At 46.2% G+C, this 13,559-nt stretch carries 15 protein-coding genes and 2 pseudogenes; 6 read left to right on the plus strand and 11 right to left on the minus strand.

Going from position 1 to position 13,559, the window contains the following annotated elements:
* The first annotated feature begins 197 nt into the window (after nt 1-197).
* Nucleotides 198-725: a methylated-DNA--[protein]-cysteine S-methyltransferase gene (locus FGQ85_RS17400; protein WP_118637571.1), complete on the plus strand. Its 528-nt coding sequence runs from the start codon at nt 198-200 to the stop codon at nt 723-725.
* 108 nt (nt 726-833) lie between these two features.
* On the opposite strand, the gene FGQ85_RS17405 is transcribed toward FGQ85_RS17400, so the two are convergent.
* Together FGQ85_RS17405 and FGQ85_RS17410 are read right to left on the minus strand one after the other, a co-directional pair.
* A complete protein-coding gene (locus FGQ85_RS17405) occupies nt 834-1,625 on the minus strand; it encodes a helix-turn-helix transcriptional regulator (protein WP_138374090.1) in 792 nt (263 codons plus the stop codon).
* A gap of 87 nt (nt 1,626-1,712) precedes the next feature.
* Nucleotides 1,713-2,663 carry an AraC family transcriptional regulator gene (locus FGQ85_RS17410; protein ID WP_138374091.1) on the minus strand — a complete coding sequence of 317 codons (951 nt, stop codon included), beginning with the start codon at nt 2,661-2,663 and terminating at the stop codon, nt 1,713-1,715.
* Between the two features lie 177 nt (nt 2,664-2,840).
* Between FGQ85_RS17410 and FGQ85_RS17415 the strand changes: the two genes are divergently transcribed.
* Nucleotides 2,841-4,046 carry an MFS transporter gene (locus FGQ85_RS17415; RefSeq protein WP_138374092.1) on the plus strand — a complete coding sequence of 402 codons (1,206 nt, stop codon included), beginning with the start codon at nt 2,841-2,843 and terminating at the stop codon, nt 4,044-4,046.
* A gap of 56 nt (nt 4,047-4,102) precedes the next feature.
* On the opposite strand, the gene FGQ85_RS17420 is transcribed toward FGQ85_RS17415, so the two are convergent.
* Genes FGQ85_RS17420 through FGQ85_RS17430 form a run of 3 tightly spaced genes read right to left on the minus strand, consistent with a single transcriptional unit; the run spans nt 4,103 to nt 6,702 of the window.
* Nucleotides 4,103-5,098 (minus strand): ATP-binding cassette domain-containing protein, encoded by a 996-nt coding sequence (locus tag FGQ85_RS17420; protein WP_138374093.1) that lies wholly within the window; start codon nt 5,096-5,098, stop codon nt 4,103-4,105.
* 16 nt (nt 5,099-5,114) lie between these two features.
* On the minus strand, nt 5,115-5,906 hold the full coding sequence (locus FGQ85_RS17425; RefSeq protein WP_138374094.1) for an ABC-2 family transporter protein: 792 nt from the start codon (nt 5,904-5,906) through the stop codon (nt 5,115-5,117).
* A 4-nt stretch (nt 5,907-5,910) separates the two neighbouring features.
* Entirely contained in the window at nt 5,911-6,702 is a 792-nt protein-coding gene (locus FGQ85_RS17430; protein ID WP_138374095.1) for an ABC-2 family transporter protein, read from the minus strand.
* A 180-nt stretch (nt 6,703-6,882) separates the two neighbouring features.
* Between FGQ85_RS17430 and FGQ85_RS18960 the strand changes: the two are divergent.
* Nucleotides 6,883-7,152 (plus strand): annotated as a pseudogene (locus FGQ85_RS18960) (AraC family ligand binding domain-containing protein); the annotation flags it as partial.
* Nucleotides 7,153-7,197: 45 nt separating this feature from the next.
* On the opposite strand, the gene FGQ85_RS17440 reads toward FGQ85_RS18960, so the two are convergent.
* From FGQ85_RS17440 to FGQ85_RS17470, 6 genes are all read right to left on the minus strand, one after another.
* Nucleotides 7,198-8,871, minus strand: a complete 1,674-nt coding sequence (locus tag FGQ85_RS17440) for a recombinase family protein (RefSeq protein WP_069989194.1) — start codon at nt 8,869-8,871, stop codon at nt 7,198-7,200.
* Nucleotides 8,872-8,948: 77 nt separating this feature from the next.
* On the minus strand, nt 8,949-9,122 hold the full coding sequence (locus FGQ85_RS17445; protein ID WP_002604472.1) for a transposon-encoded TnpW family protein: 174 nt from the start codon (nt 9,120-9,122) through the stop codon (nt 8,949-8,951).
* Between the two features lie 455 nt (nt 9,123-9,577).
* Complete coding sequence (locus tag FGQ85_RS17455; RefSeq protein WP_002604473.1) at nt 9,578-9,820, minus strand: helix-turn-helix domain-containing protein; 243 nt, start codon at nt 9,818-9,820, stop codon at nt 9,578-9,580.
* On the minus strand, nt 9,804-10,241 hold the full coding sequence (locus tag FGQ85_RS17460; protein ID WP_003502131.1) for a sigma-70 family RNA polymerase sigma factor: 438 nt from the start codon (nt 10,239-10,241) through the stop codon (nt 9,804-9,806). Before FGQ85_RS17460 ends, FGQ85_RS17455 begins: the two co-directional genes overlap by 17 nt.
* Before the next feature lie 473 nt (nt 10,242-10,714).
* Nucleotides 10,715-11,698: a 23S rRNA (adenine(2503)-C(2))-methyltransferase RlmN gene (gene rlmN, locus FGQ85_RS17465; protein WP_002584956.1), complete on the minus strand. Its 984-nt coding sequence runs from the start codon at nt 11,696-11,698 to the stop codon at nt 10,715-10,717.
* Between the two features lie 16 nt (nt 11,699-11,714).
* The gene (locus FGQ85_RS17470) at nt 11,715-11,900 is read right to left on the minus strand and encodes a cysteine-rich KTR domain-containing protein (RefSeq protein ID WP_003431289.1); all 186 of its coding nucleotides are present in this window, start codon (nt 11,898-11,900) and stop codon (nt 11,715-11,717) included.
* A gap of 398 nt (nt 11,901-12,298) precedes the next feature.
* On the opposite strand from FGQ85_RS17470, the gene FGQ85_RS17475 reads away from it, so the two are divergent.
* From FGQ85_RS17475 to FGQ85_RS17485, 3 genes and pseudogenes are all read left to right on the plus strand, one after another.
* Entirely contained in the window at nt 12,299-12,655 is a 357-nt protein-coding gene (locus FGQ85_RS17475) for a helix-turn-helix transcriptional regulator (RefSeq protein ID WP_002584957.1), read from the plus strand.
* Between the two features lie 201 nt (nt 12,656-12,856).
* Nucleotides 12,857-13,186 (plus strand): plasmid mobilization relaxosome protein MobC, encoded by a 330-nt coding sequence (gene mobC / locus FGQ85_RS17480; RefSeq protein ID WP_002584958.1) that lies wholly within the window; start codon nt 12,857-12,859, stop codon nt 13,184-13,186.
* Nucleotides 13,147-13,482, plus strand: a pseudogene (locus tag FGQ85_RS17485) (relaxase/mobilization nuclease domain-containing protein); the annotation flags it as partial. The gene mobC and the pseudogene FGQ85_RS17485, both read left to right, overlap by 40 nt.
* Between the last annotated feature and the right edge of the window lie 77 nt (nt 13,483-13,559).

Here is a 13,559-nt window from a genome sequence, read left to right on the forward strand (position 1 = left end):
TATATTCTTTGATTCTAGCATATATGACACAATTATCAACCGGCACAATGTAAAATTTTTCTAAATTGTGCTAAAATAATTACTGTTCACACAGTTCCGGGATGCTGGAAAAAGCAGCGTCATGTTTGCATGTAAGATGCAGCTTCCGGCGGCTCGGGGTGAGCAGCAACTCATAACGGAATAAAAGGAGAAATCTCATGCAGTACACCAGCCATTACCAGTCTCCGCTCGGCAGGATTCTTCTTGCAGCAGACAATACCGGCCTGACCGGTCTATGGTTTGAAGGGCAGAAATATTTTGCTCTTTCTCTGAATGCCAAGTGTTTAGACCGTGAAACTCCGCTTTTAGCTAATGCAAAGCGCTGGCTCGATCTTTATTTCACAGGAAAAAACCCGGATTTCCCTGTCTCTCTGCACCTTATGGGAACAGAATTCCAAAAAGAGGTCTGGAAAATTCTCTGCACAATCCCTTACGGGAAAACGACTACTTATGGAGACATCGCACGTCAGATTGCCCGAAAAAGAGGTCTGGAGCATATGTCCGCCCAGGCTGTTGGCGGTGCCGTGGGACACAATCCGGTTTCTATCATTGTACCATGCCACCGTGTCCTCGGAACGAACGGCAGCCTGACCGGTTATGCCGGAGGCATTGATAAAAAAATCAGTCTGCTCACGCTGGAGGGTGCCGAACTTCCGGCCAGCCGGCATCGTGCGAAGGAGAAATAACCGATGGCAGTCAGAAAAGCCGTCGCAAGCCGGAGACGGCTTCTTCCGAATCCAATTAAACAGCGCGTGCCGCACAGGGAGAATCTCACTCCCCGGCGGCACGCATTTTTACCACATCGTAAACAGTTTTTGTATCATCGGCCATGTCTTTGGAAATTCCTGCATAATCATGCTGCGTACCGCTTCCGGATCCATATCTGTAAAGTTCGCGTCCTTCAGCAGAATTTCTTTCATTCCACTGACTGTATTACCTATGGCAATATGCCCATGGGCATAATTACCAAGAGCGATCTTATTCGCGACAGCACAGTTTCCGATGGCGTACATCCCCACCGCAAGGTTGCCGAACGCAACGATTCCCACACTGAGATTGCCTCCCGCAATGATTCCTGCGGCAAATGCTCCAAGAGCCAGAATACCAAGACTCGCCGCTCCTATGGAAATCATCCCCATCGCCGCTGCTCCGATCGCGACCAGGCCTCTTGCGAATACTCCGATGCTGACAACTCCTGTAGCCCGCACCCCGACTGCCAGAATTCCTTTTGCCGGAGCCATCTTCATCCGAAAGCGCCCTCCGCTCTCTCTCATTCCCTGAAAACAGATATGATAGATAGGAAGTCCAAACAGTGTGTGTCTGCTCTTCTTTTCGAAATGCCACGGCCTGACCTCTCTGTAATACACCACTTTCTCCGTCTGTTCTTCTTGCTTGTCCTTCAGAAGATAATCTGTAGTCACCTGAAACAGACTGCTCATCATAACGATCTTATCCACGTCCGGCTTGGATACTCCAAGCTCCCATTTTGAGACTGCCTGGCGGCTGACCCCCATCTTCTCCGCAAATGCTTCCTGCGAAAGCCCCTCCTTCTTCCGGAGCATCTGAATTTTTTCTGATAATTCCATACCTGTATATCCTGCCTTTCTGATTTTGTCTGCCTACAGGTTAACCGAAACCCGGCATTTTTTCCAGCAACCGAAGACGGAACATTGTCAACCTGAGGTTGCAGTACAGGATTTCACATGGTTATCCTGCCTTGAAATTTTTTTCAAACTGTCTTTTCTATATTCAGTGGGGGTTACCTTGTAGTGCTGCTTAAACTTTCTGCAAAAATAATCCTCGTGATTAAATCCTGTCTCTTTCGAGATTGTTTTAATATTTTTCTCCGTGGACGTAAGCAGCCTTGCCGCTTCTTTCAGTCTGCAGCTGTTCAGGTAGTCCACCGGTGTTGTATGCAGATACCGGCGAAAAAGATTGAGCGCGGTGCTTTTACTAACCAGTGCCTGATCAGCGATATCTCTCAGGGAAATACCTGACGCCAGATTCTGGTGAATATACTGCATCATCAACTGTACCCTTGCCTGAGAAGAAACAGATGTATCCATTCTCCTTCCCGCAAGATCCGTCTCCAGATTTTCATACATCAGATACCAGATCTTCTGAAGCAGCGACGACGTCAGCAGTTCTTTTCCGGAATCCGACTCCTGAATCCGGACAGTTTCCCTCATAAGTGTCAGCACTTCGGACTGCCAGGATATGTTTTCCTCAAAAGTCTGACAATCCAGAGCAGAAGAGAGGACAGGCAGCACGTACCTGTCAAAGATCAAACTGTCCTGCGGCGCTATAAATACCGGATGGCATACAAAATTCGGCACTACCGCTTCTCCTTCCGAATAAAAGCGGTGCAACACTCTGGAATTGACAAACAGCCCGTCTCCTTCCAGCAAAGAGAACTGCTTTTCCCCGATCTCGCACCTCACTGTGCCTTTTTCAACCAGAACAAATTCCACTTCGACATGCCAGTGCCACTCGATACAATTAAAGTCAAACTCAGCCAGATTTTCATAGTAATAATGGAACGGATAACTGCTGTTTCCATGCCGGACTGTCTCCATCAGACTGTCATCGGTCATGATTTTGTTACTTTGTCTGCCGTACTTCATAGCTTCTCACTCCTTAAAGGCACTGTCGTTTACGATATTATACAACAAATATGTGATATATTTCAATGACAGGCGGAATGTGGTACGATATAATTCAGTTGGTTTTCGTTTTGGGAAACAACAGTCCCGGAGCGGAAACCCCTAGACAAATCATAATAATCACAGGGGGAAGAAATCATGAAAAATCCATATAAAAAAACTCTCACCGCGTGTTACCTTGGATTTGTAACACAGGCAATCTGTGCAAACTTTGCTCCTCTGCTGTTTCTGACTTTCCACAACACCTACAACATACCTCTTGGAAAGATTGCATTCATTTCCACAGCATTTTTCTTTACACAGCTGCTTGTGGATCTGTTCTGCGCCAGATTCGTAGACGGCATCGGTTACCGGAAGAGCGTGGTGGCTTCCGAGATTCTTTCGGCTTCCGGCCTTATCGGGCTGACTGTGCTGCCGGAGCTTCTTGGTGATCCGTACATCGGAATTCTTCTCAGTGCCATCATCTATGCAATCGGAAGTGGATTGATCGAAGTACTTGTCAGTCCGATTGTGGAAGCCTGTCCTTTCGACAGGAAAGACAGCGTGATGAGCCTGCTTCATTCCTTTTACTGCTGGGGAGCAGTCGGCGTTATTCTGTTCTCAACCGCATTTTTTGCCATTTTCGGCATAGAAAACTGGCGGATTCTTGCATGTATCTGGGCTCTGATCCCATTATACAATGTGTACAACTTTTCTACTTGTCCAATCCGGCATCCTGCAGAAGAAGGGGAAGCCAGGGGAATCCGGAAGCTTTTCAGGATTCCGGTCTTCTGGGTTTCCATTGTCCTGATGGTTTGTGCGGGAGCAAGTGAAATCTCCATGGCTCAGTGGGCATCCGCCTATGTGGAATCAGCTCTTGGAATTTCCAAAAGCATCGGAGACATTGCCGGCCCTTCTCTGTTTGCCGTTACTATGGGACTCAGCCGTCTCCTCTACGGAAAATACGGCGAAAAAATAGATCTGCTCAAATTCATGATCGGTTCCGGCGCACTTTGTCTTGTCTGCTATCTGATGTCGGCACTGGGGCAGCATCCCGCTTTGGGGCTTGCCGGCTGCATTCTGTGCGGCTTCTCTGTCGGAATCATGTGGCCGGGTACGATCAGTATATCGTCCTCCCGTATTCCTCTTGGCGGAACAGCAATGTTCGCACTGCTTGCAATGGCTGGTGATCTTGGAGGATCTATCGGCCCCGGCATCGTCGGATTCGTAACGGAAAATTCCGGCAACAGCCTGAAAGCAGGCCTTTTGGCCGCCTGTATATTCCCGGTGGTCCTGATTCTTTCTACCTGCCTGCTGAAAATGGCAGGTTCCCAAAAACAGATGTCCTGTGCTGCAGAACAATAACTGTCAAAGGGCGTACCGTGTGCGAAAGCATAAGCTTCGTACGATACGCCCTTTTCTTATTTTCTGTTATCCTGTTTTACGATATCCCGGATGATGGATTCGATATCCTGTCCGTTGATGGACACATCAAGGATTCTTGTTTTCTCCGCTATCAGGTTGATAATACGGATGCTGTCATTTTCTTCACTGTCAAATTCCAGCACAAGTTCGGATTCCTGTGAGTGCAGAATTTCCACTCCCGGAATCTCGAATACGGTTTTCTGATTCCATGGATTGTGTTCCAGTTCCAGACGGATCTGTTTTCTCCGGTCAAAATTTTTCCGGACATTTTCAATTTTATCATCTACAACCAGTTTCCCATGGTTGATGAGGATAATTCTGCGGCACAGCGACTCAATGTCCTGAAAATCATGAGATGTCACGATAAAGGTCGTCTTCCTCTCCTCATTCATCCGCCGGATAAATTTCCGGATTTTATATTTGGACTCACTGTCAAGTCCGATGGTCGGCTCATCCAGATAAACGATATCCGGATCGTGAAGAAATGCCGCCGCAATATTACATTTCATCTTCTGGCCAAGGGACAGCTGTCGCTCCGGTGTACCAAGAAGTTCTTCCATTTCCATCAGTTCCGTGAACTCCTCCAGATTCTGACGAAATCGGTTTTCCGGAATCTCGTAGAGCTGCTGCAGCACTCGGTAAGATTCGATGACCGGCACGTCCCACCAGAGCACGGAACGGTTTCCAAATACAACGCCAACATGTTTATTAACCTTCATCCGATTTTTTGACGGCTCCAGTCCATTGACAAGCACCTTTCCGGCTGTCGGCGTCAGCACTCCGGAAAGCATTTTAATCGTTGTAGACTTCCCGCTCCCGTTTGGTCCGACATAACCCACTGCCTCACCTTTCCGGATCTGAAAATTGATATCATCTACCGCCCGGAACACATCGTACTGCGGATGAAACATGGATGCCAGAGCCTTCCCCACGGAGCCCGGATCTTTTTTCCTTTTATATTCTTTTACTAAATGATTCACTTCGATCTGCATAGAAACTTCTTCCCCCTTACGTTCCTGTACTGTTATATCCCTTCAGGCCCAGCCGCCAGATCACAGCCGCAATTCCGGCTACCAGTGCCGCCACACACGGCAGAAGGATCATGACCGGCATATCGGTTCTTCCAAGAAGACCAAGCACCGGATAGTAGGCCACAAACCCCAGCGGCAGAACGTAGGTGAAAAATCCCTGTATCGCCGCAGGGAATACCTGAAGCGGATATTTGACAAATTCCCGGCAGGTCTGCACGAGAACCGCAATGTCATCGCCCTGCACGATCCAGAAATTCAAACTGTTAAAAATCGTGTAAATTCCGGAGTTGATGACCGTCCCGAAAATCACATATTCGACAAGCAGCACAATCTCCCGGGCTCCCACAGAAAGGCCGATTCCATGAATAGACCACGCCAGAATTCCTACATAGACTACCATACTTAACACTGCCTGAAAATGCATGATTTGTCCAAGCATCTGCACAAACGGTGACGCCGGACGGATCAGGAATACATCCATCTCACCTCTTCGTATCATCTTATCGATAGACCAGACATTGTCAAAAAATGCCTGTCCGATTGCTTCAATTACCGCACACATGGAGAACAACAGGCAGATCTCGTAAAATCCCCATGTGCCAAGGCCTCCCGTCACACTGGCTACTGCCAGAATTCCGATGAACCCGCATGCCTCCCGAACGATCATGGAAATCAGCCAGATCAATGTGTCCGCCGGGTACTGGGTCATGCAGAGAAGCCCGATTCTCATATAGCAAAGCCAGAGCTTTGCATAGTATTTCCATCTCATACCATCAACCTCCCTGTACCACAACTTTTTTGATTGCGAACCGGTAAAATGCCATCACTCCGATTCCAAGGAGCGCAACCCAGACAATCTGAAGGCCGATAAAAGAAAAAGCCTCTGCTGCCGTATATTTCCCAAGGTAAATATGAACCGGCACCGAGACCATCCCTGCAAAAGGCATATAGTCCAGCACTTTTGCCATACCTTCCGGGAAAAGAAAGAGCGGTACGATCCCGCCGGAAAGAATCGACATCAGCGCCGTCTTCGTATAACCAATCCCGTATGAGTTCAGGGTAAAGAAAGAAATCAGGCCCACTATCACTTCAATCCAGAACATCAAACCGATGGAAATAAAGACACTGATAAGAAACAATGCAAAGTTTGCTGCGCCATCCGGACCGGTCCCGCCTAAAATAAAGGTTGCGAGTATACTGACCGGAATTCCTTTGAAAAGGAAAAAGAAAAGGAATTCCCCGACTCTTTTTCCAAAGAGCGTAAATACAAGCGGCACCGGTCTCAGAAGCTCAACGACAATATCGCCTTTCTGGACCCAATCGGAAAACTCCCGGTTGATTCCGCCGGAAAACTGCGAGGACAGAAGTCTGGAAATAATCACGTAAGTCGTGATCTCCACCGCCGTAAATCCATTCAGCTCATCCCTGGACTGAAATACATATTTCCAGAGAAAATAGTAAATCAGAATCGAGACCGCCGTTCCGAAAATATTGAACCAGAAGGCTTTGATATATGCAAATTTTGTTTGAAACGTCATTCTGATTAGATAATATAACTTTTTCATAACTTTTTTCTCACTCCATTTCCATTGGTATGATTCTATCATTAATGCCTTTTTGCATCCATAGCTGTTTTGTCTATAAACATTGCCATTTCTCAGATTTTTCTTCTTTTTTGCAATTTTTCTTTCTTTTAGCATTGCGAAATTGTATAATCAAGTCACTATATAGAAAAGGGGGATATCATGTTACAGAATTCGGATTTATTTTTAAATGCTGTAGAAAAAGATTCTCTGGATCTTGCTTTTCAATCCAGCGGCATCGATCAGTGTGTCTGCGGAAATATTTTCGGTCCGCGCATCCGGCGTTATTATCTGATCCATTTTGTTTTAGACGGTTTCGGTGTTCTGCAGATCGAAGAAAAAAAATATCCGGTCAAGCCAGGGCAGGCATTTCTGATTCCCGCAGGCGTAAATGCCGCCTACCAGGCAGATTTCCGCCACCCATGGAAATACTGCTGGATCGGTTATCAGGGAACTCAGGCCGGCTATTTGCTGGGGTTAGATAGCGATACTTTTTACATCTACCATGTTACGGCGGTCATGGTTGACAACTTGCGTCGGCTCCTGCTCGGTATCAACCTGTCCGACAAAGCTGTAATGGATTTCGATTTTCCGGGTGTTGGTTTCCCGGTCTAATTCATGTATCAAAATACGGTCGATAAACTCATGGACGTTTTCATAGGTCAATTCCTGTATGTCGCTGTATTTCCCGACAATCTGAATAAACCTTGATATATCCCTTTTTCGCTCGGTAACGGTTGCGATCTGCTGTTGTAACTCGTCTATCCTTGCGGCAAGGGATTTCTTTTCGTCCTCGTAGCCGGAAGTTAGAAACACAAACCGTTCATCTGTCAGTCTGCCTAATGCGTTGTCCTCGTACAGCTTGCGGAAAAGCGTGTCAAGTTCGGTCATACGCGCCTGTGCTTTGGAAAGTTCCTTTTGCTGCTGCGCTAATGCCTTTCTCGCTTCCATGTCGCCGTACTCGGTAGCTTTACAGATAAAGTCCTGTTCGTGTTCCTTAACATACTGCAAAACCCGCCGCATATCTTCCAGCACTAAATCAAGAAGTACGTTTTTGCGGATATAATGAGAGGTACACTCGCTGCCTGTCCTTGCCCTGTTGCGCCATGCGCCGCAAGAATAGGAAAACCTGCGCGGCTCGATATTTACGCCCTGTTGGTAATACATCTTATGTCCGCAACCAGCGCAAAACAGCAAGCCGGAAAAAATATCAATCTCCGCTGCTTTTGTCGGGCGGTGGCGGGTAGCAATCCGCTTTTGCGCAAGTTCAAAGGTTTCCTCGTCAACAAGCGGCTCATGGGTGTTTGGGAAGAAATAGCGTTGTTCTTCTTCGTTCTTCCGGGTCTTTTTCGACTTGTAGGATACCTTGTGAGTTTTCGCGGTTATGGTATGCCCTAAATATTCCTGCCTTGCTAATATGTCATAGAGCGTTTTGTCCGGCCAAGTATAGGGGGCGATCATTGCCCGCTGATACCGCGCCTGTCCTGTGCGCTGATAGCGCAACGCTCCAATCGTCAAGACTTTGTTTTCCGCAAGCCATTTTTGGATTTCGCACATACGCACGCCGCTAACAAACATAGCGAAAACCTGTTTGACAATCGGCGCGGTTTCCGGGTCGGGTATAAGGTGGTGGCGGTTGTTCGGGTCTGGGATATAGCCGTATGGATATTCCCCGTTGACACGCTCGCCTTTTTGCGCCTGTGCCTGTTTAACTGCACGGATTTTCTTGCTTGTATCGCGGGCGTAAAACTCGTTAAACCAGTTCCGCAAGGGGGTAAACTCGTTATCCTCCCGCGCTGTGTCAACTCCGTCGTTAATCGCGATATAGCGCACTCCGTTTTCGGGAAATACAATCTCTATGAGTTCGCCCGTTTTCAGATAGTTTCTGCCAAGACGGGAGAGGTCTTTGGTAATAACCGTCGCCACTCGTCCGGCTTCCACTTCCTGCAACATCGCTTGCAGCCCCTCGCGCTCAAAACTCACGCCGGAAAATCCGTCGTCCACAAAAAACTTTGTGTTCAAAAAATGGTGTTCGTCCGCATAGCGTTGAAGTATCATTTTTTGGTGCTGTATGCTTCCGCTTTCTCCGGCCTGCATATCCTCTTGACTTAAACGGCAGTAAAGGGCGGTGATTTTATTCGACTGTAACATTAGTCCTCCTTTCCGACAGCCGAATAAACAGGTATAATGTGTTGCTATCATTATACCATATCCCGCCGCCTAATGCACTACTCGGACGCTAAAAAGCCCGGATTTCCGGGCTTTTTCTGCAAATCCTTTACAATGAGTTTTTCAATCTTTTTATGGATTGTATCGGTTGCCTTTTCACTCGGCAACGCTTGAACAAGATAGGTGATTTTCCCTATTTTGCGTTCGGTTGTAATTGTCTGTTTTTTATCCATTAGAAAAACCTCCTTTTCCTGTATGGATAAACTATATTCGTCAAAAGGCAAAACGGGCGGTTGTTAGCTGCAACCTCACGGGAGTTTCACCCCGGCCCATGCTTATGGGTGCGCCGCGCAATACTTTGAGGGTGTTCAACGCGGGAGTATCATTGTGCCGCCTTGTATGTCGTCGCCCACAAGCTGCTAAACTTGTTTTACGGCGCGGTAGTTCTCGCTCGACTTTTCCCCAACGGGGAAAAGCGGTCATGGCGTACCCGCCGCCCGGCTCGGTACAGACGGAATGTACCCGTTGCCTGTTATGCTGCGCACCAAAGGCCGCTTTCTTTGTCAAGGAACAATAGGCTTTGTCGGCCTGTAACAGTACACCGTTTCCGATGTGCTGTTACGGAACGACAAATAGCCCATAACGGGAAGCGTGGAAAGGGGACACGCTCCCCGCATGGGCTAAAAGATTATCCTACATGAAAAGCAAGGGTGCGGGTAATAAGGCGCACTTGCAGCCTGTTACGCATTTCCTCGTCCACATAGGAATAGGTATTGCCCGCGTCGTCTTTCAGCGTGCGGGTACAAAGTTTCGCTATGTAACCCTCGTAATGCTTCAAGATCGCGCACATGGCGGTTGTGTCGCCGTTTGCCGCTGCGGAAATGACAGGGAACGGCAACAGATTTTCAGATTTCCTAACGGTATTCATCATCTGCTTTTCCCTCCAAATACTGTTTGATTTTCGCAAGCGCGGATTTCCTGTGCCGGAAAACCGTCGTGCGTACAACATTCAGCAGTTCAGCAATTTCCGCGTCGCTCATGTCCAAGAAGTAGGACAAAAGGATAATGTCGCGTTTCCTTTCGGGCAAAGCGTTAAGGGCTTCGGCAAGCAGTTCATTTTTGACGAGTACATCAAAGCCGGACACTTGAAAACGGAAATAATCGCTTTTGTATTCGTCCGTTGTGAAAAGCTGCGCGAGTTCGCTTTCGCTCAAATCCGAAAAAGGTACTTCGCGTGCTGCGCGTTTCGCAAGAGTGCGGCGGTGGCTTTTCGCTTCGCCAACCAAAGTTTTCTTTGCTAATGCGTCGTACTGATGTTGTATTCTTTCCTTGTCGGAAGAAGATAGCTCCATAGAGTTCACCTCCTTCCCGCGTGGAGTAGAGGACGGGAGTTAAGGGCTTGTCCTCTCTGCCCCTTTCGCTCCGTACCCGTTCGGGAGATGGCTCTTGAGTGCGTTTTTCAGAAAAAAGTTGAAAAAAGCAAAATGCGCCCGTCCGCAAGACGCGGACGAGCGCAAAGGAAATGTAAGAAGTATTTAGATGTATTGACAGTTCATACTCATAGCCGGAATATCCCGCTTGCGGAGCATAGCTTTTTTTGACCGCAAAGCATTAGGCGGGTTACAGTAAATAAAAATGGACACGGCGATACCTCCCCGATACCGCCGTATCCTTAAAAAAGGGCGACTTTAATACACTACCCGCAATCCATTCTATAATAGGGAACAGCGGCTTTTGCGCAATATTAAATAAAAAAGCCGATAACACATAGGTTTTTTGACCTAATGCGTTATCGGCTCTGCGTCTATGCGTCTGGCACTTTTAATCATTTTTTTTTGAATTTATTATATGTGTTAGCTAACTGTCCACAAGCCGCGTTAATCTCTCTGCCATGAGAAACTCTCATAGTAACTTCAAGTCCTGCTTGCTCTAATTGATGTTTGAATGCAACTATTTCCCGTTTCTGTGGTGCTTTAATTCTTGAATTGCTTGTTGGGTTGTATTGTAACACGTTAATCATAACTTTTTTGCCCCGAAACCATTTTGCAAGTTGTCTTACATCTGAGGGCCGGTCATTTATACCCGGTAAAAGCAAATACGCAAAGACAATTTTGCGATTATGCCTTTCAGAATAGGATAAGGCTTGCTTAACAACATCTTCAATAGCATATATGCGCATGTGAGGAATAATACGATTTCTTGCAGATTGTGTTGCTGCGTGTAAAGATATTGTCAACTGAATTTTAAGATGTTCCTCGCGCAATTTTTTTAATTGATCGACCGGACCAACTGTTGATATGGTAATGCCGTCGGTTGGAAAGTTGAGCCCATATCTATCTCGGAGAATATGGATTGCTTTTATCAAGTTGTCATAATTGAATAAAGGCTCTCCCATACCCATAAAAACGATACGGTTTACTTTTCGACGCAACAATATAATCTGTTGTACGATTTCTGACGATGTTAGATTACGAACAAAGCCATTTCGCCCGGACTCACAAAAAATACAACCAACAGGACAACCGACTTGTGTGCTCACGCAAACAGTTCCACCATCTCGCCGCTTGATAAAAACCGTTTCAATGTATTTGTTGTCTTTCAGTTCGTAAACATACTTTTCAGTATCACTGCTTTTGCAAATATTTTTTACCAACATTGATAGATTTTTTTTGCGTGGTAATTGCTTATATAATTCTTCATATAAGGCTTTTGCTTCATTCTCGCCAATAACTTCCGACATTTCTTTGTAAGTAAATCCGTATGGATCATTCCGTACTTCCGCAGGCGTATATTTAGGTAAACGTTTCATTTTTATATCCTTTCTTCTAAATAATAAAAGTTTGTTTTTCTGTATTTTTGATTACAATCTCTAATTTTTCTACATCAATGATATGCGTCAATTTGCATTTAGGGCAGAAAAGAGGAAAATCTTTTAATACAGTATTATGAAATACTTGAACTCTCGTCTTTCCGTTACAAATCGGACATTTTATCCAATATTTTTTAAGCATTATATTTCACTCGTCCTTTTTACACAAAAAAATGCAGGTCAATCCTCAACATGAGCATTGACCTGCATTTATAATGCACAGAGCAGTACAACAAAACTAAGGCATAGCTTGCACTATGTCTATACTATATCTATACGTCGTTAGTTTTTTGTATAGCATCCGCAAAATAAGCATGACAAAAAAGCCCATGTTGAAAATGGGAAAATCCTTTTTTTCAATGCTTATCTAATACGCATGCTATGCAACATAAACGCCGCCTCCTTTTACATAAATTTTATTTTATCAGAAAATCAGTCTACTGTCAATACACAACAGGAAGTATTTAACCTAATGATATGAATTGTGTGGACATATCCAAAAAGAAAGGTGAACTGTAAAATGTAACAGGGTGAATGAAAATGGCAAAAAGACCCGTACCATTGTACGACTTTAAGGCTTTCGGGGCAGCTATAAAAGCCGCGAGAAATGAATACGGCGAGAGCCGCAAAAAGGTAAGCGACGAGTTATATATTTCCCCGCGCTACCTTGCGAATATCGAGAACAAGGGACAACAGCCGAGTTTACAGGTATTCTATGACCTTGTAACCCGGTATCATATTTCGGTAGATCAATTTTTCTTCCCGAACAGCAATGCGGAGAAATCCACCGGGCGGCGGCAGCTTGACGCGCTGCTGGACGGTATGAGCGATAAAGGCATACGGATTGTAACCGCAACAGCAAGGGAGATAACGGAAGTCGAAAAAGCAGAGGATTAACCTCACAATATGAGAAATCGGGAGATTGCAGCGCATGGCGGCTGCAATCTTTTTTTGCGTCCAAAATCAAAGGAACGCGCAACAAATACCGCCTTTCGGTGGGGGTATGGAGTAGATAGCAAGCACAGCAAACGAGTACCCGTTTGCGGAAAATGCTTGTTGGGATAATCCCAAACCCTTATACCGAAAGGCGGTGCGGAAATGGAAAACCGAAAGAGAAATATACAGATGAAGTTTTACGTTACGGAAGAAGAAAAGCGGCTGATCGACGAGAAGATGAAGCAGCTTCCCATAAAGCAGTATGGGGCATACTTCCGTAAAATGGCGATAGACGGGTATATTCTTGTCGTTGACCGAAGCGACACAAAAGCATATATCCGGGAACTGCAAGCGGTGAGCCGGAACATCAACCAAATTGCAAAACGCGCCAATGCGACGGGGACGGTTTACAGGCAGGATATAGAGGACATTAAAAAGGCGGTGGACGAGATATGGCGGTTACAAAGACGCACCCTATTAAATCAACCTTAAAGGCTGCGATAGACTATATCTTAAATCCCGAAAAGACAGACGGGAAGCTGCTTGCGTCCTCTTTCGGCTGCGGGCTGGAAACCGCCGATATTGAGTTTGCATGGACGCGGGAAGCTGCCGGAGATCGCGGCACACATTTAGGGCGGCACTTGATACAATCCTTTGCGGTGGGAGAAACCACACCGGAAGAAGCGCACAAAATCGGCATGGAACTTGCCGGGGCGGTATTAGGCGGCAAGTATGAGTTTGTTTTGACAACTCACGTCGATAAAGACCATCTGCATAATCACTTGATTTGTGCGCCCATAAGGGGCAGAGTAAATCCGCTTAGCAAGCGGCAGGCGTGAGGTTTCATGCCTGTGGTCAACGGCTA

Origin of the sequence: Pseudoflavonifractor sp. BSD2780061688st1 E11, from assembly GCF_005844125.1 — a bacterium.
GTDB classification, from domain to species: domain Bacteria; phylum Bacillota; class Clostridia; order Lachnospirales; family Lachnospiraceae; genus Sellimonas; species Sellimonas catena.